The organism is Microcystis sp. M079S1 (assembly GCF_020246425.1).
GTDB lineage: Bacteria > Cyanobacteriota > Cyanobacteriia > Cyanobacteriales > Microcystaceae > Microcystis > Microcystis aeruginosa.
In genome coordinates, this window is record NZ_JADBSZ010000077.1 from 12,153 (window position 1) to 32,795 (window position 20,643).

Consider the following 20,643-nt stretch of genomic DNA (forward strand, 5'->3'; position numbering starts at 1 on the left):
TTTCCTGAATTTCTCACATCACTTAACAATTTAGTATTAACTTTCCGAACCATTGTCTAATCTCTTGTTTTTCACTCTCTTCCAACGGAAAATCAATATTTTTGAATTGTTCGGCCGTTCTCTGTTTGACTGCTAAAATCTCAATCCCTACAATCCTATCCGTCTCATCGTAATCATAGATAATCCCCGGCGCTAGTTCCTCAGAATCAATAACCTTTCCCTCAAAACGACGAATATAAGCAGCATTAGCGGCTCGATCATAGTCTATTTTCATAGTTTCCCCTTTAATCGGCGTTCAAAATGGACAGTTACTAAAAGATTATAATTACTAAGTAGGTAGGCGTTAAAAATTATCAGAAACCCCCCTTATCAAGGGGAGCAGGGGGGACCGGCACCCCCCTTATCAAGGGGGGCAGGGGGGATCGAACCTAAAATCCATTTTTAATTTAATTATAACCAGCTACTTATATTGTTCACATCAAACAAAAATACCCATGAAAACTAGACAAGAATACCTCAACGCCCTAGTCAACTTTGACCAACCCCTATCAACTATCCTCCCTATCCTAAAAACCTTTCCTTGGGACAGTAGCGAAGCAATTATCACCCTAAAAAAAGAGCATCTGATCGATATTCTCGATCGCTATCTTAATAACGCTCTATCTGCCCCCGACTTAGAAAACTGGGCTGATGCCATCGAATGCAGAGAAGATATCGCATATAAAACAGATGAGGAAAATCTCATCAATGACATCATTTTTTACCTCGCTAACCCGACATTAAACGATCCAATATCACCAAAAATGATCGAACAATACATCAGCCAATTTTCCCATTTAAAGTCTTCCTTAATTACCTAAATAATTGACCTCTCCTTGGTGAATTTTAATGCGGGTTTACTTGAATCTCAATTTTGTCCGAGGGGTTAAATTTAATTTCCTCGACAACGTAGGAACTCTTACTCGCCACCCCCTCGATACCTCTTATTTCTAGAGGATCTAGCGAGGTTATAGTTACTTCCGCTTTTCCTTGATTAACATCAATAATTTTGAAGTTCTGTAGGGGTTCCTGCCAGCGTTGTCTATTCTGGTTTTGATTGCTTGATCCCCCTTCCCCACGAATAACAAGCCTTCCGCTTTTGATAATAACCTTCCCTTGAAACTCTATCTGTTTGATCTCTTTCATTGCCACTTCTTTTGTTTTTGAATCTCTCCCTAAAGCGATCGTTTTTGCTTGGGAATCGAACTTGATTAATCTCCCAGATAGAGAAGTGCCATTTTTTAAAGATACTTTCGTATCATCTGGTATGAATACGGGGATTTTCTTGACGGGAGATCGATCGCCGGTGGCTGGTAGATGATAGCCAGCAAGAGAGGCGATAAAAACTAGGCTAGTTGCGGTTATTATTGGGTAGAGTTTTTTCATCTTTACCTTGCCTGAATGATCGGGATTTAGTTGGTTCTGTTTTCAATCTTGGATGCGGTGGGTTAGGAGTAACAGTAACCCAACCTAGGGTTTTTTCTAGAGGGTTTTTTCCATATTTTAGCGTCGGGATTGTCAAAGGGGAAGCGCTTTATCTTCTCCTTATGTTAAAACTTATAAAGCTACTCCTTTATGCGGTGGACGATAGAAATATGACTCTACAAGAGCTAATGCGGTGGACGGAAAAATTATCCGCAATCGAGAAACGGCAACTGATCGAAAAAATTACCGCAGAAATGGCATCGGAATCGGCAGAAGTTAATCAACCCCGTCCCTCTTTATGGGGTATATGCGCCGATTTAGGACAGGCTCCCTCGGCTGAAGATATCGATAAAACCCGACGAGAAGCGTGGGGAGATTTTACGGCAGAGGATATTTAAGTGTTAAAAGCAGTTTTAGATACTCATGCGGTTATGGAGAGACGCGACACCTGTCTACGACACGCTGTCTGTTGAATTCCAGAAAAATCTTTATTACAATGGGCAGAACAAAATCTATGACAAAATATATGTTTATTTTGACTAATAAGGTTTTAAATGCCTTTTTCGTCTCGATTTCCGCCGTCTTTCTTGGTTCGACCGCGAGCCTCGCCCAATCCCATAGTAGTCATCATCATATTATGGTCGGGATAGACGGACTCCCGACTCTAGCCGGCGGGACTTATAAAGCTCTGGCCAATCCGAACTACGGGAGACTATCGCTTCTGTTCCCACATCAACATGAACCCGTCGAGATCAGTCATTTCCACGCCATCGGTATTTATAGTTACACGGGGGAGGCAACGAATCCGACAGTGGTAGAGACCAGTACCAATAACCGATTGCCCGAAACACGGTTCGACCTACCCCCGATCCCCCTGTTTCCGGGTAGCGGCGTTTTTGCGGGAAAGAATATTAGCCAGAAAACGGACGCTCAGATGTATTCGGATTTGAAAATACGTCCGGTCGCCCATTTAACCGACGATCTCGCCGATCCTTACGTGAACGCAATTTATAATACGGGAAACGGTCGCTGGAAGGACTTGTTGGGAGACGAGGCGACGATCGCCCTACAATTAATCGATATCACGCCCGGTTTGACGGTAACGGACGCTTCGGGAATAAATTTGTTTAACGCGGTCAACGATACTTATGTTATCGGGCAAGGAGATTGGTTCGCTTTCACTCCCGTGTTTTCAACAGATGGGAATGCGCCGTTAGGAACCTATTCCGCTACCTTTCGCTTCGTGGATACGAATACCGCAAACGGTCGTACCCCGCTATTACCATCGGGAACCTTTAGCCTCGATTTCCAACCGGTTCCCGAATCCTCTACCTTGCCCGGAATCGTTCTCTTGGGTTCGCTCGGTCTTCTCGGCGGAGTAAAAAGGCAAAAAAAGAAAAATAGCCGATAATCCGTCCAAAATGTTAGGACTTTTCTAATCTAACGACCTACCATTGTAGGGAACCTGCGTAGGAATAACATCCCAGGGAGACAACTAATCAAATTCCTATTCCCCGAATATAATTCGATTCGGTGGGTTAGCGCTACTCCTAACCCAACCTGCGGTTTTTGTCAATATATTTTTACTTTCCGAAACCTTTGTTCGGGCGGTTTTGTTTGGCAATACGGAGGGCTTTTCCAGTTTTGCCATCCTGTAGTGCGATCCGCATCGATCGCTTTTTCTGGTAGGATTGAATATCCGCCGCTAACGGATGATCGTTATCGATGCGTAGATGGGTTAAAGAACATATAAGACCCGTTTGTTTTCCCAATTCATTTTTTAGGGAACAAATAATTCCCCCCTCGTCTCCAGTGTAGAAAATTTTATCGATCGAAAACTGGTGATCGGGTTTGTATCGCTCGCCTTTTGTTTCGGCTAGTTTTAACGTTTCGGGAGTTGCACGCACAGGGATTGGTAAACTCGCTTCCATTTTCTCAATTAAAAAACGAACTTGTCGGGGATCGTCGATCGACATGGGTTATTCTCCTTGATAAAATACAAAGAACTGGCGATAGAACCCGGTCGATCGAGTAGGATAGCGATCGAAAACGCCAATCAGGGACATTTTGCCGTGAGCGCTCCGAATTCTCCCCCTCCCGGAACACAGATACTAGGAACCTTCGCCAGTCTTCTCGGTTTGCTGGGGATTTTTCTCTATTTTACGGGATGGATTTATCGGTGGGCCTATTTCGGCTGGTTTAGCCTTGAGATTAACCGTCTGGACTTGCCCTTGCGTTCCTTCCTTTTCGTGCCGATACAGGTCTTCTGTGGCGATTTCGGGGCGTTTCTGCGAACGTTTCTGGCACTGGTTGCCGTTGCCTTTGCGATTCAATTTACCCTCTGGATTTTGTCTCCCCTGCCATCCTATTCAATTGTCAGTCAATCTAAACGTAAATTTCATCAAAAATTTCACCCTCTAGGTTTATTAGTCCGGGGAATTCCCGAATCTCTCCGAAAAGATTTGATCGCTGTTATTTGGCTATTAATTATTCTTTTTTGGTTAGCTCGAATTCAGGGATCGATCGATGCCCGTCGCGATGCAATTAATGATAGTTCTACCTTACCAGTTATCACTTTAGTTTTACCAGAAAAACAGATAGCGATCGGTCGCAATCCTGATGATGTTTTTACCGATCCTTCTTTTAAGGGTTATCGAATTATCGGTGAGACCAAATTACTCGAAGAGCTGCGGGGAAAAGAAACGAATGATAGTAAAGTCAATCCCCCGCGAGTTTGGCGGTTATTAATCCAAAATAACAATTGGATCTATGTTTTTCGCGGGTTATCTCCTCAGTCGGCAGAAAATGAACGTCCGGCGATTCTAGCCATTCGCGAGGATAAGGAGGGACAATTGATGATTCTCGCGCCGGATGTCCCAAAATCCCGATGAGAGTCAATCGGGGAAATTATCAAAAGCGATCGTTAATAAAAAAAGTCTAAAAGTCGCACCCCACAAGGTTTTCGGCGTTGTCAGATCAGAAGAGGAAAGATGCAATGCTCCGGTGCTGATTCGGAGCATCTTTCCATTTGACAACGCCGATTGTAGGGCTAATTCATGAATTAGCCCTACGCCGATTGTAGGGCTAATTCCACTGCTAAATCGAGCGACTCTTGTTCCCCACTTAAGCCCAACTATCGGCACTATTCGTTCATTAAACACTAATTGTCAAGATGCCATGTAATCTTTCCTATCAAAGTAATTTCAGTTCCGGTGCTGATTCGGAGCATCTTTCAATTTGACAACGCCAGGTTTTTAGATTCATTCAGCCCGCCCTATCTAGGGATTGCCACCACCGACAGCGATGCCAGTGCCATAAATCTGAGCATTTGTCAAGTTAATTCTCTCCATCGATGCACCTGTCACATCGGCATCATAAATCACGGCGCTGGTGAAATTGACTCCATCGAGATCAGCTTGATTGAAACTGGCATTAGTCAGAAAAGCTGCGGTTAAATTTGCGCCTTCCAGGTTAGCATCCGTCAAATCTGCGCCCTCTAAGTTAGCTTCTTCCAGATTAGCTCCCTGTAAATTCGCTTTTCTCAAATCAGCACCGATTAGATGCGCCCCTCTTAAATCGGCACCGCGGAGATCACAGCCCGGACATTCCCGCGTATTCAATAATTGTTGCACCTGTCGGGGATTTTCCGCACCGACGGGGTTAATCAGCAGTAAGGAGGCTAGGGAACCTAGGGCAATCATTAAAGTCCTTTTCATCGTTTTAGCCTCCTCTTTCGTTTTCTTCTCTACTTTTAGGATAGGAAAAAAGCTGCTAATCAACTTCCCCCGATCGGGCTAATTCTCCTGTTATCTCACTTTTGCTTGCTTTTGCTAGTCGATCTCTCCTTTCATTACCGTTGCGATCGCTGCTCGGGCATTTTCCTTAAATTCCTTGACATCGACGCGACTTAATAACCAAACTGCTAGGATCATTCCCAATGCTTGCACGAGGAAAACTAAGCCATAGGCTAAAACCGGACTAGAAAAGACAACTTTACCGATATTTAAAATCGTACCCCCTAAAACCGTGGCTAATCCCCGTGCGATCGCTTGTGATAATCCCCAAGCGCCGATAAAAGTTCCCGCGGTTTCGGCAGCGGTTAAATCTAACATTAAACTGGTAGCCCCGGCGGTAATCATTCCCGAAGCTAAACCGAAAAAGAGCAAGCTTGATTTTAATAAACTTTGATTAGCAGAAAAGCCGGCAAAAATCAAGAGAATAAAACAAATTGTTGCAAAAATACAGCCATATTTAGTGGTTTTTTGTTTACCGACGCGGGGAATGAGCATAAATCCCGTGGCGGCAATACCAAAAAGGGTTCCGGTTCCCCAAAAAGCGTTTAATTGGGTGGTTTGGGCGATACACATCCCAAAAACCTCGCCGCCAAAGGGTTCCATAATTGCATCCTGCATAAATAAACTCAAAGTCATCATCAGCAGGAAAGTGAAAAATAAACCGGTTTGCCGACTAGCGGTGAGAACCTGTAACGCATCCTTAAAGGTAATTTGATCCTCTCTTTGCACAAGAGTGGACCGACTACTAAAACGAGAATATTTTTTTTCTACGCCAAAAGTCGCTAAAATACAGAGACCGAAAACGATAGCGGGCATAATCGTGAACACGGGGTTAATATTCGCCTGTAGTTGCGGAATATTGGCTATAGGGGCTGATTGAGTCGGATCATAGGTCAAAATATTTGTACCGCAGATATTGGGAGTATCCAGCAAACGAGAACTAACGATCGCCCCGACGACGATTCCCACCATCAGCATTGACCACACTATACCAACTAATTGCGATCGATTATCTTCATCGGACACATCCACCAAGAGGGCAGCAAAAGGGGTGGAACTGGCACTTAAAGCTAGTCCGTAGAGGGCGAAAATTAGGGCTAAGAGGGCAATCCAGGCGTAGGAAATGGTATTCCATCCCGAAGTTTGAATACTAAGTCCCAATTGCCAGACTACCTGCAAAGCAATAAAAGCTAAAGCGGTAAAAACTGCCGCCCCAATCCAGACATAACCGCTGCGATGATGACCGAAAATAGTTTTACCGTCGGATCTTTGCCCAAACCAGATGCGTGCTGGACTAACAAACTGGTGCATAGCGATCGCAGCTGCGGCGAGAAAGGGTAAAACTTTTAACTCATCGATCATAATCCGATTGAGAACCCCCAAAGTCAGCAGAGACATAATACCTAGTCCCATTTGAAAGAGTCCTAAGCGAAACATGGTGAAAAGTCCCAGTTTTGGCAGGGGTTTTGGGGATGAGTGAGTAGAATCGGGAATATCGCTGGTAGCCATAGTTAAATCAATACGGGAAAAAAGCCGGTATTTAAAAATTTAACGCAGGACGAGCAGACATCTTCTGGGGATTTAAATTTCTATCTCCAATAACCAAGTGGTCAGATCTGTCAAGCTGGTAAAATCGAGCAGCGCTTCTCCTAAAGTTTCTAATTGTTCTAGAGATAGTTCTCGGATTTGTTGGCTTAAAGTCGAGGATATTTCACCTAAACGACGGTTAAGTAGCCGTAGAATCAAAGAAACCGCTTCTTCTCGTCTTCCTTCCTCTCTTCCTTGTGCTTTTCCACTTTCCCGGATATCCTGATAAATAACTGATTCGCGCATAATTTCTTCCCTTAATAAACTTCCGATGATTTCCTTACTTAATACTAACCCCGCCAGAATTGCTGTAGCGGCGGCTAAATTGCTTTTTTCAGTTCTACCCTCGATATTATCAATTTTTGCGGCTACTTGTCGTAGAATTTCGGGACGATTAGGGGTTTTTCCTAGATTGGCCAAGGGTAACAATCCTGATAATCCTAACATTTTCTCGGCTGGAATTTCCCAAAGACGAAGCACTTCGTATTCATGACGGGTATTGGGAAGGATAAAAGCGTTTTCCTGCACCAAAGGTGATGAGGTTTCTTTCAGGTAAATTACCACTTGTCGCATGGTTTTTTTGGGGAAGCGACGATAGACTCTAGTGCGATAATCTAACATCCGAAAGGACATTTTTGGGTCAGGATCGGTCTGGAATTCGAGATGAAGAATTATCTGATCTGATTCTAACAAAATCAGGGCATCAGCCCGAATCGGTTCTAGAGACAGTTCCGAGGGACTCAATTGGGTGAAGGAGAGAGGTTCTCCTAATAACCATTGGGCGAAGTCACGACTATAATTTTCGGCGAGAAATTTACAGACATTATCATACATTTCTTGATTCTAATCAATGAGATATTTAAGTAGGGAGGCACAATCATTTGTAGGATGGGTTAGCGGTAGCGTAACCCATCGGGGCTTTTAACTCATCGATCATAATCCGATTGAGAACCCCCAAAGTCAGCAGGGACATAATAAGCTAAACGGCGCTTAACCTGCATGATCCAATAGCTATAACCCTTTTGGAGTCTATATCGGTGATCCGAAGTAAAAGCCGTTTAGCTTACCTAGTCCCATTTGAAAGAGTCCTAAGCGAAACATGGTGAAAAGTCCCAGTTTTGGCAGGGGTTTTGGGGATGAGTGAGTAGAATCGGGAATATCGCTGGTAGCCATGGTTAAATCAATACAGGAAAAAAGCCAGTATTTAAAAATTTAACGCAGGACGAGCAGACATCTTCTGGGGATTTAAGTTTCTATCTCCAATAACCAAGTGGTCAGATCTGTCAAGCTGGTAAAATCGAGCAGCGCTTCTCCTAAAGTTTCTAATTGTTCTAGAGATAGTTCTTGGATTTGTTGGCTTAAAGTCGAGGATATTTCACCTAAACGACGGTTAAGTAGCCGTAGAATCAAAGAAACCGCTTCTTCTCGTCTTCCTTCCTCTCTTCCTTCCTCTCTTCCTTGTGCTTTTCCACTTTCCCGGATATCCTGATAAATGACTGATTCGCGCATAATTTCTTCTCTTAATAAGCTTCCGATGATTTCCTTACTTAATACTAAACCCGCCAGAATTGCTGTAGCGGCGGCTAAATTGCTTTTTTCAGTTCTACCCTCGATATTATCAATTTTTGCGGCTACTTGTCGTAGAATTTCCTATTGTATTATCCATTTTCTGAATTTATCCATATCATTATTGACTACTGCTTCAAATGCGACGTTAGCATCAATTATCGTCCTTGTAAAATAAGTATTTATCGGCTGTATTTCAGTATCACTCTCGGTTTTAAATAAATATTTTCTGATTTCTAAAATAAGTCTTAAGCTGTATTCCTTATTTCTTTTTGAATAATATTCTAAAAGCTTACTTTTTGTGTTACTACTATGAACTAGCATATTTCTAATGCGATAGATATTATACACATCATTTTTGACATCGATTATTGCTTGTTTTATTTTATTCAAGCAAGTTGTGTGATCAATAAAATGACCACGAATCTCACTTATATATTTATCGAATTGACTATTTTTCTGCTCAAAATCATCAAAAATTAATTGAAAGTTTTCAACAAACTTAATTAGGTTCATCTCAATACATCCGTTATCTTTTTTACTAATAAAAAATATATTTAAAATTTCATCAGATACTGAGAATCTATCCCATAGAAAGCCTTTTCTCGCTAAATTATCCGCAAAAGTAATTAGGAGATCAAAAAGATGGGATTTAATGGTAACAATAGCGAGCAATAATTGTAGGACTGAAATATTGTCCGCATTGTACCATTCTTCAAAAACAGATTTATCAAATTCCCTCGGAAGCCTCACAGTAATTTTTTCCGATTTATTGATAAAAGGCTCAAGGGAATACCAAGAATATAGAAGCACGTCGGAACTTTGTACTGACTCAACAGATTTACGATATTGTTTAAAGGCATTTAACCATGTTTCAACGCTTTTATTAAGTGAGTTTTTAGAAGAAAGCCAATGACCAATTCTGTCAGTATAAATATTATTAGGACTATCAAATCCTTTATTCGATATATAAGAATGCTCAAAAAAAGCACCCTCACCTAGATCGTTACAGATAATGTAATTATTTGATATTATTTGTATTTCGTTGTTATTTGTCTTTTTCATGAGAGTATCCTTTTTTAGGAAGACATACACAGCCATCTCTACTGTTCTTATCGCTTGATCCGCTTGATCCTTCATTGAATAAAAATCATTTCCTTCGATGTCAACAGCAACATAATAAATACTCTCGGACATCACTTCAAATTCCTGTATTCTTTTTTCAAACTGAACAAGATTAGAACTTTCATCTCTGTATCTGTATCTGTCGTCTTGAATTGTTATTTTTCCATGAATTTGCGGAATATAAAAATAAACGTTACCTATTTTTAATGATTGAGAATTGGCTAGAGCAAAATTAGAAAGTTTAAAAATAACCTTATACTTTTTAGGTGGTTCGACATAAATTTTTTTCATCAGAAAAATCCTATCTTTAAGCCCCAAAGAGTCATAATATTGCTTGAGGGCAATTTTATAGTCTTCGTTTTCAGAATAAACTTCCTCGTTATATTTGGGTGATTCATATATGAGTGCACGGTATAAATACAATCCATCTGTACTTGTACTTATAAGGTTCCAATGATCTTGAAACAAAGATAATTGTTTAGGTAATAAATTTTCTATAGTTTTAACATAGTATCCTCGCTCAATAAACATTATTATAATAGTGTTAACGATAAATTTTAATTCCTCTAGATTCATTTCTTCTTTGAGGATTTCTGTAATAAGTAAATTAAGTAAACCTTCAAGACTTTCTACTGAAATTATCTCTCTTTGTATTATTTCAACAAAATATAATATGTCTTTTAATTCAAATTTTTTAGAATCTGATGCTGAATTTAAAGCTTCTAAAATAAATTTCAACTGAGTAGATATTGGTTTTGCCCATAAACTCTTAGCCGATGGCTCCCCAGCAGATTTTTTTGTGCCTTCTAAATATTGTTTAATCTGTGTAGTAAAATAATTTTTGGCAAATTGATTTTTTGAAAATTTTTCTCGATTTTCTAAAATTTCTTCTTCTAAATCTGTTATAATTAAAATCAGGTGTTTGTTGTAATCATTGTCTTTTAATTCTTTAATTGCCTCACAGCTGTCTCTCCATATAGATTTTACGACAATGAGGTTTTTACAAATAAACTCTGGAATATCTTCGATTTTAGAATCGCAAGCATCGCAATTGTGATCCATTTCTATTCTCTCAGTGAACTATAAATATAGTATAGCAGTTATCCTGCTGGTTTTACCCTCGTCAATCCCGCTATCGAATATCTTACTAAGGAATACGGGACTTTCTATCGAGTTGAGGGGGAATTAATCGGCAGTAATCAAGTTCACCTATCCGTGCTAGTGGCGCATCGCGTGCGCCCAAAATATAATATGGATATTTCGACCAAATTGAGATGCAGCCGTCGAGGAAAGTGTAGATAACAATAAAACTGAGCCTCAAGGAGACTCAGTTTCTAGTTTTTTAAGGACGGGAAATTAACGAATGTACTCTTTGAGGATACTATTACGGTTAGGGTGACGCAGTTTCCGCAGGGCCTTGGCTTCTATTTGACGAATGCGCTCGCGAGTGACGTTGAAAATCTGGCCGATTTCTTCGAGTGTTTTCATCCGGCCGTCATCTAAACCGTAGCGCAGACGCAGCACATCGCGTTCGCGAGGACTAAGGGTATCGAGGACGTTTTCTAAATCCTCGCGTAATAAATTTTTAGAAACTTCATCTTCTGGGGTTTCCCCATCCGCTTCGATAAAGTCTCCTAAACGGGAATCTTCTTCTTTACCGATGGGAGTCTCTAGAGAAATAGGTAATTGGGCAGATTTGGCAATAAAACGCAGTTTTTCAATGGTCATCTCCATCTTGGTGGCGATTTCTTCCTCGGTGGGTTTGCGACGCATTTCCTGAGAAAGAATCTTGGTGGTTTTTTTGATCCGGGAGATGGTTTCGTAGAGGTGGACGGGAAGTCTAATGGTGCGGGATTGATCGGCGATCGCCCGGGTGATGGCTTGACGAATCCACCAAGTGGCATAGGTGGAGAATTTATAACCCTTTTCGTGGTCGAATTTTTCGGCGGCGCGGATCAAACCGAGGGAACCTTCTTGAATTAAATCTTGGAAGGAAAGACCGCGATTCATGTATTTCTTGGCGATCGAAACCACTAAACGCAGGTTCGATTGTACCATTTTTTCCTTAGCGCGACGACCATGGTACAAACGACGCTTAAAGGCCGATAAGTATTCCTTTGATTTCGCCAGCCATTCTTCCAGCAGGGGAGCCGTTAGCTCCGTCTTACCTAAATAAGCCTTAATATCCGATAATTTCGGTTCTTTTTCCGATTTTTCGGCGATAATTTTTTCGATGCGCTCGAACAGGAAAACCTGTTTTCCCCATTCAGCATCGCTATAGAGGCAAAAATCTTCGCGAATGCGTTCTAATTTCAGTAGATCGGCGATTTTTCTCGCTAATTCGATCTCCTCCTCCGCTCTCAATAACCGAATCCTGCCAATCTCTTGCAGATAAATCCGAATCGAATCTTCCGTATAGGGTTTTTTTCTGGCCGCGTCACGACGACGAGCGCTGGCAAGGCGGCGGGTTTTTTTGCCATCGTTGCTATCGCTGGTTTCTTCTAGCTCTAACTCGATATCCTCATCATCGAAGTCTTCGTCTAGGTCAATCAAATCTAAATCCAATTGCGGCTCGGTAAGGGTTAGTACATTGTGGGCCTGCGTCATGCCGTTTTCCTCTTGCTCCTTCTGTGCAAAACTAGAAGATCGAATCTCAATCTAGGTGATACTGAACGAATTTGTGTCTCAAATCCGAGACGGGGAAAGACTTTTCCGATTGTAGCTTTAATTACAACAAATGGGAGAAGATCTTTGCTTAAATTCTCTTGTGTCGATGCGATTTTAGCGACACGGAATGCTGTTTTAGCTCGGTCAACTCATAATCTGGCTCCTGCAAAAATTGGGTAAATGGCTGGAGGACTGAAATCCGATCGCCGGTTTGTCTGCGGTGTTGACCAGATAGCTAACAATCAAAGGAATTATTGGACGGGTTAACTGTTCCCAATGGCAAGGGGAACAGCATCCCTATTGGCCCTTGCTAATTCCTTTAGTCCTTAGCTATTGTATTTAATTTGATCGGATTCTTACGGATAAATTTCATCCCTCATTGCTTTTAGGGGAATCTGTTTTTGGTACATATGCACCATGATAATAGAGCGCAAGCTCATAATATTAACTTAGCAACATTTTAGAAATTTGCGAGACAAATTTAAGATTTTCTCCAACAGCGACGTGGGGTGTGGGGTGTGGGGTGTGGGGTGTGGGGTGTGGGGTGTGGGGAGAATAAATAAAAATAGTCTCCTGTCTCCTGACGACCGGCTACTGACGACCGGCTACTGACTCCTAACTCCTGTCTCCTGAATTCTGACTCCTAACCCCACCGACCAACTTGTTCAGCAAACCCTATTTAGACTTGTAGCATTTCTGGGGTTTTTTCCTTCTGCTGCAGTGCCACGTGGAGACGGTTTAAGGCGCTGACGTAGGCGCGAGCGGAGGCGACAATAATATCGGTATCGGCCGCGTGAGCAGAATAGGTGCGTCCTTCGTAACGGAGACGGATAGTCACTTCTCCTAAAGCATCGATTCCCTCGGTAACTTCCCGCACCGAGAAAGAGATTAATTCGTTAGGAATCTTCACCACTCGATCGATCGCTTTGCAGAGAGCATCCACCGGCCCTGTACCAATGGACGCATCGGATAACTCGCTACCGTCGGGAGTGCGAATCGTTACCGTGGCCGTGGGCCGGGCGCTGTTGCCACAGGACACTTGTACTAATTCAAGTCGGAAGTGATCGGGAACCGTATCGATTTCATCGTTAACAATAGCTTCCAGATCGCGATCGGTGATTTCCTTTTTGCGATCAGCCATTTCCTTAAACTGGATAAAAGCGTTATTAAGTTCCGTTTCCGAAAGCTCAAAACCCAATTCCTGTAACCGAGAGCGAAAAGCGTTGCGGCCAGAGAGTTTACCGAGGACGATCTGATTATGGGTCAAACCGATCGATTCTGCATCCATAATCTCATAGGTGAGTTTATGTTTTAACACCCCGTCCTGATGGATTCCCGACTCGTGTGCGAAAGCGTTAGCACCGACGATCGCCTTATTCGGTTGCACGATCATGCCAGTAAGATTAGAAACTAGGCGAGAAGTGCGATAGATTTCCTTGGTGTTGATCTTGGTTAAAGGTTCCGTGGACTCTGCTGGACGACCAAGGAAAGGATTAAAATAGGAGCGCCGGACATGAAGGGCCATCACCAACTCTTCTAGAGAAGCATTACCGGCGCGCTCACCGATACCATTAATAGTACATTCCAACTGACGAGCGCCATTTTTAACTGCTTCGAGGAAATTAGCCACCGCTAACCCTAAATCATCGTGACCATGGACGGAGATAATCGCTTGGTCGATATTGGGGACATTTTCCTTAATTCCCCGGATTAAAGCCCCAAATTCGCTGGGGGTGGTGTAACCGACGGTATCGGGAATGTTAACGGTGGTGGCTCCTGCGGCGATCGCTCTTTCGAGGACTTGATAGAGGAATTCGGGATCGCTGCGGCCGGCATCTTCGGGGGAAAATTCCACATCATTAAGGAAGGATTTAGCATAGGCCACCATTTCCGGCACAATCTCAAGAACTTCCTGACGAGTCTTCTTAAGTTTGTATTGGAGGTGGATATCCGATGTGGCTAGGAAGGTGTGAATTCTAGGCTTGGCGGCGGGTCTGAGCGCATCGGCGGCAGATTTAATATCTTTTTGGGTAGTGCGGGCTAATCCGCAAATAATCGGGCTATCAGCTTCGCTGCCGACGCTGGCGGCAATTTTCTGCACAGCTTCAAAGTCCCCCGGACTAGCGTGGGGAAAACCTGCTTCAATGACATCAACTCCCAGTCGTGCCAGTGCGCGCGCTATGGTTAGCTTCTCATCCACATTTAAAGCGGCACCCGGGGACTGTTCCCCATCTCGAAGGGTGGTATCGAAGATAATCACACGGTCTGGACTGGTATTCATAGTTTTTTTGTACCGTTAACGAACTTGGGAGTTGTTCCTCTGATTATAGCAGCCGGGGCCGAGGGGGTTGTTAAGGAAAATTGCGCTGAGAATTTCTCGAATTGCTCGCGCTTTTCCGGCTTGCCCTCTTTTTGGCTACCATAGAGGATATGGATAAATTGGCGAGGGAGTTAAAAATGTTTGGCAAACCAGCGAAAGAACCGAACCCACCGGAGGTAAAAGACCTACAGGAGGTGATGTTTTCGATTAAGCAAAATCTCGAACCAGATCAGGATAAAACTGATATTAATCTTGTTGAGACTCCCCCGCCAGAGGTGGTTACTGTAGTTGAAAATATTAGTAAAATTCTCTCTCCCTATTTTATCGTTTTGGTGGGTTTATTTCTCTATGATCGGAATAGTTTTATCGGTTTTTTGTTAGTCTTTACGGGAGTTTTAGCAATTTTCGGAGTTTCTCTCAAGGATATTAATAAACTCGTTGAAGAAGGGAAAAAGTTTTTCCAATCTAAATAGGTTTCTCGTTTGGATAGAGCAGTTATCTTAATGGTGAGGTGGCAAGTCTCTACTGTTAGGAAACGACTAGAATGGTGCTTTTTTTTAGTGATCAGTAAACAGTGAACTGATAACTGAAAACTCATATCCGATAACTGATAACTGATAACTGATATAAGATTATGTCTTTAGTTGCATCTTTACTCGATCGAGTATCTCCTCAGAGTTTACAACAATTGCGAGCCAGCGATCGAGCTTGGCAAGCTTTGCGTTTAGAAAATTCGCTTATTCCTGCGGTAATTAATCAAAGTCAAGAATCTTTAGGAGAGACGGATTTTGATCTAGTTATTGCGGGGGGAACTTTGGGAATTTTCATCGGGGCTGCCCTACAAACCAGGGGCTGGCGTGTGGCATTATTAGAAAGAGGTATTCTGCGCGGTCGTGAGCAGGAGTGGAATATTTCACGTTTAGAATTAAGCAGTTTTTTAGAGTTAGATTTATTGACAGAAGCTGAATTAAATGAAGCGATAGCGACGGAATATAATCCTGCTAGGGTGGGATTTTATCAAGGTTATGAGCTTTGGGTCAGAGATATTTTAAATATCGGTGTTGATCCGGTTTATTTGCTAGAGACTTTAAAAACTAAGTTTTTACAAGCGGGAGGAAAGTTATTAGAAAATTCGGGGTTTAGCGGGGCGATTGTTCATCCAGATGGAGTAATGGTTAAAACGGGAGAAATGACTTTAAAAACCCGTTTATTAATCGATGCCATGGGTCATTTTTCAGCAATTGCAAAACAGGCAAGAAAAGGAGAAAAACCCGATGGAGTTTGTTTAGTGGTGGGTAGTTGCGGTCAGGGTTTTCCCAGTAATGAAACTGGTGATTTAATTTATTCTTTTACCCCAATCTTGCACCAATGTCAATACTTTTGGGAAGCATTTCCCGCTAGGGATGGTCGGACAACTTATTTATTTACCTATCTCGATACCCATCCCGATCGCTTTAGTTTAGAATTTTTGATGGAGGAGTATTTAAGATTACTGCCGGAGTATCAAAAGGTGGATTTAGAAACAGTAAAATTTCAGCGGTTTCTAGCGGGTTTTTTCCCTGCCTATCGTCAAAGTCCTTTAAAAATGCCTTGGTCAAGAATTCTGGCAGTGGGAGATAGTAGCGGTAGTCAATCTCCGGTCAGTTTTGGTGGTTTTGGGGCAATGGTCAGGCATTTAAAAAGGCTAACTTTCGCCATCGAGGAAGCTTTACAAATCAATGCTTTAAACCGAGAAGATTTAGCCCTTTTACAACCCTATCAACCGAATATATCGGTAACGTGGCTATTTCAAAAAACTATGAGTGTCCCGATGTCTGCTAACCCTAATCCCAATCAAATTAATGACTTAATGAGTGGAGTTTTTCGGGTAATGGATAAGTTGGGAGATGAGGTACTAAAACCGTTTTTACAGGATGTGGTGCAGTTTTCTTCCCTCTCAAAAACTTTGCCTTTGGTTAATCCTCAATTAGTTTTACCGATGATTCCACAAGTGGGTATCAATCCTTTTATCGATTGGACGGGACATTATTTTAATTTAGCTTTGTATAGTGGTTTATATCCCTTAGCAGCCACCTTAAAACCTGTTTTAGAAAAGTTACCCGACAAGCAAAAATATCTTTACCATCGTTATTTAGACAGTTGGAAATATGGCTCTGGGGGAGATTTTATCAGTAATCAGTAAACTGATAAGTAGGTAGGCGTTAAAAGTTGTCAGACACCCCCCTTATCAAGGGGGGCAGGGGGGATCGGCACCCCCCTTATCAAGGGGGGCAGGGGGGATCGGCACCCCCCTTATCAAGGGGGGCAGGGGGGATCGAACCTAAAATCCATTTTTAATTTAATTATAACCAGCTACTTAACTGATAACTGATAACTGATAACTGATTTAATCTTTATCTTGAAAAAATTGTTGATCGAGATAATTAACTTTAGCATAGGGTTCTAAAGCGGAGAGAATTTGTCGGCCATAACTGCGGGCATTGACACGATTATCGAGGACAGCCACACAACCTTGACACTCTCGGAGAGACTGGACAGATTGCTGAATTTCCCTCACTGCTGTGGGTAAAAGATAGGCACGAAACCAGTCGAGATGTTGTCGTTTATAGTAGGCAATTTTGCCAGCAACGAGAGGATTTTCGGGGGAGGGTAAGGGTAAAGTAGCGATAATTAATAAACTGGGAGTCGGAAATTTTTCTTGATGGGTTTGCCAGAATTGCCAACCACAAACAAGAATAGTATTACTATTAATCTCAGTTTTTTCCACTTGTACTCGCGAACCGTAATCGGCTGCGATTTGGGTGGCAATTTGTGCCTTGAGGGGAACATCTTCAATCAGGATCACGATCGGTTGTTCCCTGGTATGATTAACACTAACTAATTCGCGCACTTGCTTTAATAACATCGGTTGAAATTCGGGTGTGTTGGGTGCGCTGATGCGATCGGGTAGATATAAATGAATATATTCACTTTCGCGATCAGCTGCAAACTTTAGAGTTAAAATATCTCCGATACCCTGATTTTGACGGTATAAATTAGCGGATTTTTCGCTATCTAAAAAACTGCCGATTAAAACAAAGGGTTGCTGCTGCCAAATCGGTTTGAAAAAACTAGCGACCTCCAAAGGGCTGATTTTTAGGGTAAATTCTTCTCGATCTCGATCTACTGATGTCCAGAGGAGATAATTATGCTCGGGGATTTTTGCCGCTAAAAGTTGCCAAGCAGAATCAGTGGCTAAGTCTTGATCCAAGCGTTGCAGCAGGGCAATTATATATTCTTTTTCCTTGGCATCAATAAGATAGCAATTATAGGGATTAATTGGATGACCAAGAATACTTTGGCTAAGTTGTGCTTTAATTAAGTCTATAACCTCTCTATGCTGGGGATATGCTGACCCTAAAGCGAACCATTGTTCGGGAGTAATGGTGACGGTGAGATAATCTATTAGACAAGTTTCTAAATCTTCGGCTCGATCGATTATCGTGGGGATATTCTGGGGAAAATGACCGAGATTGCCCAATTTATCCTCTAACCATTGTTGGGGTGTGGTGAGGAGTAAACCGGTAAAATTAGCAGGAAAGCGATCGCTTTTGAGGATATCTCGCTGAGTTTGTAACCATGCTTGCAGATGGGGGATTTCCACTTCTAACAGTAGGTTTACTTCTGACTCCGGGGCAACAATCAGAACAGGTGTATTACCCAAAAGAGCCGGGGTGAGATAACTGAGACAATAGCGGGTGAGAGTAGTTCCAGTTTGTATGAGAGAGGAACGTTTTAGGCGTAAAGCTCTAGCCACCAGTCGCCCCATAGTGAGATGATGAGACCAGTAAAAGCGTCCTTGTTCGCGTAAAAAAGCGCGCAGGGAAGAATGAACCGCTGCTTCTAATAAAACCATCTCATCTCAGTTATTGGTTATCAGTGATCGATCATAGCCTTGATTTTGCCACTGATTGCAGTCCGAGGGTCTCTTGCGGTGATTGAGGTTGAACCCCAAATTTTATCTTGGAACGGTAAAAATCTAGAAACTAAGTAGGGCTTGCTGAAAAACTCTTTGAGTAGAAACGCCGGAACGCCGGAACTGCGTCAAAGAAAGTGCCTGGTTTTTTTGTCAGTATTTCGTTTTCAGGGGTCTGACAGCTTGGCACTTTTTCGCTCCTAAAAAGCGGCAAAACCCTTGTCCAGACTACTTTGTATTCGCTTTTCAGCAGCTCCTAGGTTAAGTGTGATTTTGCGGTCAAAAAAGCGACAAAAAACTATAATCGAGCATTTTATGGCAATTTAACGCAATTTACAGCCTTAAATTGCCAGGTTTATTCTCTGTTAGGATTTTTTACCAAGGCGAGATAGTAAGATACCGATGGCACCGATACCGAAAATACCCAGTGTCATCGATGGTTCGGGGACAGGAGCGGGACTGATATTAAATCCACTGGTGATAAACATTCCAAAAACGTTATCATCATTGCTTAGGTTCTTTGTTGTTAAGCGAAGGAAGGTATCTCCCGCCGAGATAAAAGGATCAGAATTAGCAATATTACCAAGAGCGAGGTTATAGTATTCGTCATCTGGATTAGTGTTAATAGGTTGAGCGGTTGGGTTGACATTGGCAGAATTATCACCTATCCCCCCAACAGTTATCAAGTTTCCATTTCCTGATTCTTCATCAGCAGTGCGGTCATCCGCCCCTCCTGCACTCGTGGTTAAAGTTCGGTTATTGGTTGAGTTAGTAGTTACGTAGATCTCAGTAGTTTGCGGCTGACCTGGGGCTGGCTGTCTGCTATAACTAGCGGCAAGTGAAAGCAGGAAATCTCCTCCAGTGTAAGGACTGACAAAATTAAACTCAACCATGTCTCCCGCGGGACTTAGCGCTCCATCTAAGATAACTGAGGTAAAACCCTGAGTGGAAGGATTGCTATAAGCAACGACAAGAACTGCACCATCATTCTGGTTACTCTCAACGATAGGAAAGTCTTGCGGTCCTCCCGTAAAAGTAGAAGTGATGATATTAGTGACATCCCAACGGACAGTGGTGACTGTGCTGTTGCTCGGACTAAGAGTAGCCGCCGAACTCACGGGAAGTATATTCCCCTGAAAAGTTACTGGATAAATTGAGTTACTCGAAACGGAAGCGGCATAGAGATAAGCCCTCTGAATAGTAGAACCTGCGGGTATATCGGCTTGAATAAATCCCGTGTTGGTTTGACTTCCGAAGCCGTCAATAGAAAGGGCGGCGTTGGAAATGACTTCTCGTACCAGCAAACTAGCGGAAGCAGGGGCAATGTTTAGGCAAAGTCCAAAAGTAATCCCTAGGGGGAGCAATGAATAAGCAAGTTTTTTCATGATGAGCAACTGGCAACAACTTTCAGATTATAGCGTTTATCATGAAGATGGGGTGTGGCGGTATTTGTCATCATCTCTGGACGATCAGATAATAAGCTAAACGGCGCTTAACCTGCATGATCCAATAGCTATAACCCTTTTGGAGTCTATATCGGTGATCCGAAGTAAAAGCCGTTTAGCTTATTCCGACGTTCCGCCGTTCCGTCGTTCTCTAAAACCAGAAACTTCGTATCTCACTGTTGAGATAACTGCTAATAGACTGCATATCTATTCATAATTTGTTTAAGTCAAATTTTTCAAAGGTAATGGCAGAGATGGTTAATTGCCCTCACCCCCAACCCCTCTGCCAGAAGGCTGTTTTTTGGTATTTTTGAGACAGGTTGAGCGTTTCCAGCTTAAGATTTTCTTTGTTTAGGACAGACATAGCGTGCTAACAGATTTAAAAAACATGGGCTGTAAAAGATTACTTTTGCAATTAGCTTTGACAAATCTCAACCTAGTCTAGATCAGAAGCGGGAAGCAATGGCAACAATGTAATTTAGTCCGACTATGATCGTACAACTTTTATACAAAGACTTGTGTGATTTGACGCAGTAAAAGAAGTATTTAAGGACACAAGTAAGCTAAAACACGCGTAATTAGGGTTTGCTGAATAAATCTAAAAACCTTGTTGGATAAGACTTTTAGACCTTTTTGAAATCCAAAAGTGCCTGGCATGGGAGTGATCAGGGGGAAATTCAGGTACTTTTTCCCTGAAAATTAGGTAATTGACCCCCTCAA

17 protein-coding genes and 2 pseudogenes are annotated in these 20,643 nt (G+C 42.3%); 6 read left to right on the forward strand and 13 right to left on the reverse strand.

From position 1 onward, the window contains the following. Positions 1 to 22 precede the first annotated feature (22 nt). Positions 23 to 274, reverse strand: a complete 252-nt coding sequence (locus IM456_RS05025; protein WP_149987799.1) for a DUF2283 domain-containing protein — start codon at positions 272 to 274, stop codon at positions 23 to 25. Positions 275 to 494: 220 nt separating this feature from the next. Here IM456_RS05025 and IM456_RS05030 point away from each other — a divergent pair, with 220 nt between their 5' ends. Next, positions 495 to 860, forward strand: a complete 366-nt coding sequence (locus IM456_RS05030; protein ID WP_149987808.1) for a hypothetical protein — start codon at positions 495 to 497, stop codon at positions 858 to 860. 25 nt (positions 861 to 885) lie between these two features. On the opposite strand, the gene IM456_RS05035 is transcribed toward IM456_RS05030, so the two are convergent. Continuing rightward, positions 886 to 1,425, reverse strand: coding sequence for a hypothetical protein (locus IM456_RS05035; RefSeq protein WP_149987800.1), 540 nt, complete (start codon positions 1,423 to 1,425; stop codon positions 886 to 888). Between the two features lie 161 nt (positions 1,426 to 1,586). On the opposite strand from IM456_RS05035, the gene IM456_RS05040 reads away from it, so the two are divergent. Next, complete coding sequence (locus IM456_RS05040; protein ID WP_149987801.1) at positions 1,587 to 1,862, forward strand: hypothetical protein; 276 nt, start codon at positions 1,587 to 1,589, stop codon at positions 1,860 to 1,862. Positions 1,863 to 2,101: 239 nt separating this feature from the next. After that, positions 2,102 to 2,875, forward strand: a complete 774-nt coding sequence (locus tag IM456_RS05045) for an all3515 family Zur-repressed PEP-CTERM protein (protein ID WP_253881362.1) — start codon at positions 2,102 to 2,104, stop codon at positions 2,873 to 2,875. Between the two features lie 172 nt (positions 2,876 to 3,047). Here the strand turns inward: IM456_RS05045 and IM456_RS05050 are convergent, their stop codons facing one another. Continuing rightward, complete coding sequence (locus IM456_RS05050) at positions 3,048 to 3,440, reverse strand: hypothetical protein (RefSeq protein ID WP_287693342.1); 393 nt, start codon at positions 3,438 to 3,440, stop codon at positions 3,048 to 3,050. A 12-nt stretch (positions 3,441 to 3,452) separates the two neighbouring features. On the opposite strand from IM456_RS05050, the gene IM456_RS05055 reads away from it, so the two are divergent. Further along, positions 3,453 to 4,355, forward strand: coding sequence for a hypothetical protein (locus IM456_RS05055; RefSeq protein ID WP_149987803.1), 903 nt, complete (start codon positions 3,453 to 3,455; stop codon positions 4,353 to 4,355). Between the two features lie 387 nt (positions 4,356 to 4,742). Here the strand turns inward: IM456_RS05055 and IM456_RS05060 are convergent, their stop codons facing one another. From IM456_RS05060 to IM456_RS05095, 8 genes and pseudogenes are all read right to left on the reverse strand, one after another. Further along, entirely contained in the window at positions 4,743 to 5,180 is a 438-nt protein-coding gene (locus tag IM456_RS05060; RefSeq protein ID WP_149987804.1) for a pentapeptide repeat-containing protein, read from the reverse strand. Positions 5,181 to 5,294: 114 nt separating this feature from the next. After that, positions 5,295 to 6,767 (reverse strand): BCD family MFS transporter, encoded by a 1,473-nt coding sequence (locus IM456_RS05065; RefSeq protein WP_149987805.1) that lies wholly within the window; start codon positions 6,765 to 6,767, stop codon positions 5,295 to 5,297. Positions 6,768 to 6,839: 72 nt separating this feature from the next. Further along, positions 6,840 to 7,679 carry an Rpn family recombination-promoting nuclease/putative transposase gene (locus tag IM456_RS05070; protein WP_287705221.1) on the reverse strand — a complete coding sequence of 280 codons (840 nt, stop codon included), beginning with the start codon at positions 7,677 to 7,679 and terminating at the stop codon, positions 6,840 to 6,842. Between the two features lie 61 nt (positions 7,680 to 7,740). Continuing rightward, positions 7,741 to 8,018: pseudogene (locus IM456_RS05075) on the reverse strand (hypothetical protein); the annotation flags it as partial. Positions 8,019 to 8,090: 72 nt separating this feature from the next. Beyond that, positions 8,091 to 8,495: pseudogene (locus tag IM456_RS05080) on the reverse strand (DUF4351 domain-containing protein); the annotation flags it as partial. Further along, positions 8,496 to 10,598, reverse strand: a complete 2,103-nt coding sequence (locus IM456_RS05085; RefSeq protein WP_287693343.1) for a hypothetical protein — start codon at positions 10,596 to 10,598, stop codon at positions 8,496 to 8,498. It abuts the pseudogene before it with no gap. Between the two features lie 294 nt (positions 10,599 to 10,892). Next, the gene (gene rpoD / locus IM456_RS05090; RefSeq protein WP_149988760.1) at positions 10,893 to 12,143 is read right to left on the reverse strand and encodes an RNA polymerase sigma factor RpoD; all 1,251 of its coding nucleotides are present in this window, start codon (positions 12,141 to 12,143) and stop codon (positions 10,893 to 10,895) included. Between the two features lie 739 nt (positions 12,144 to 12,882). Further along, on the reverse strand, positions 12,883 to 14,484 hold the full coding sequence (locus tag IM456_RS05095) for a 2-isopropylmalate synthase (RefSeq protein WP_149988033.1): 1,602 nt from the start codon (positions 14,482 to 14,484) through the stop codon (positions 12,883 to 12,885). A 176-nt stretch (positions 14,485 to 14,660) separates the two neighbouring features. Here IM456_RS05095 and IM456_RS05100 point away from each other — a divergent pair, with 176 nt between their 5' ends. Further along, positions 14,661 to 14,996 carry a hypothetical protein gene (locus IM456_RS05100; RefSeq protein ID WP_149988032.1) on the forward strand — a complete coding sequence of 112 codons (336 nt, stop codon included), beginning with the start codon at positions 14,661 to 14,663 and terminating at the stop codon, positions 14,994 to 14,996. A gap of 161 nt (positions 14,997 to 15,157) precedes the next feature. After that, on the forward strand, positions 15,158 to 16,705 hold the full coding sequence (locus tag IM456_RS05105; RefSeq protein WP_149988031.1) for an FAD-dependent oxidoreductase: 1,548 nt from the start codon (positions 15,158 to 15,160) through the stop codon (positions 16,703 to 16,705). 204 nt (positions 16,706 to 16,909) lie between these two features. Here the strand turns inward: IM456_RS05105 and IM456_RS05110 are convergent, their stop codons facing one another. Continuing rightward, positions 16,910 to 18,418 (reverse strand): helicase C-terminal domain-containing protein, encoded by a 1,509-nt coding sequence (locus tag IM456_RS05110; RefSeq protein WP_149988030.1) that lies wholly within the window; start codon positions 18,416 to 18,418, stop codon positions 16,910 to 16,912. Positions 18,419 to 18,843: 425 nt separating this feature from the next. Next, entirely contained in the window at positions 18,844 to 19,863 is a 1,020-nt protein-coding gene (locus IM456_RS05115; RefSeq protein ID WP_287693344.1) for a PEP-CTERM sorting domain-containing protein, read from the reverse strand. Positions 19,864 to 20,643 lie beyond the last annotated feature (780 nt).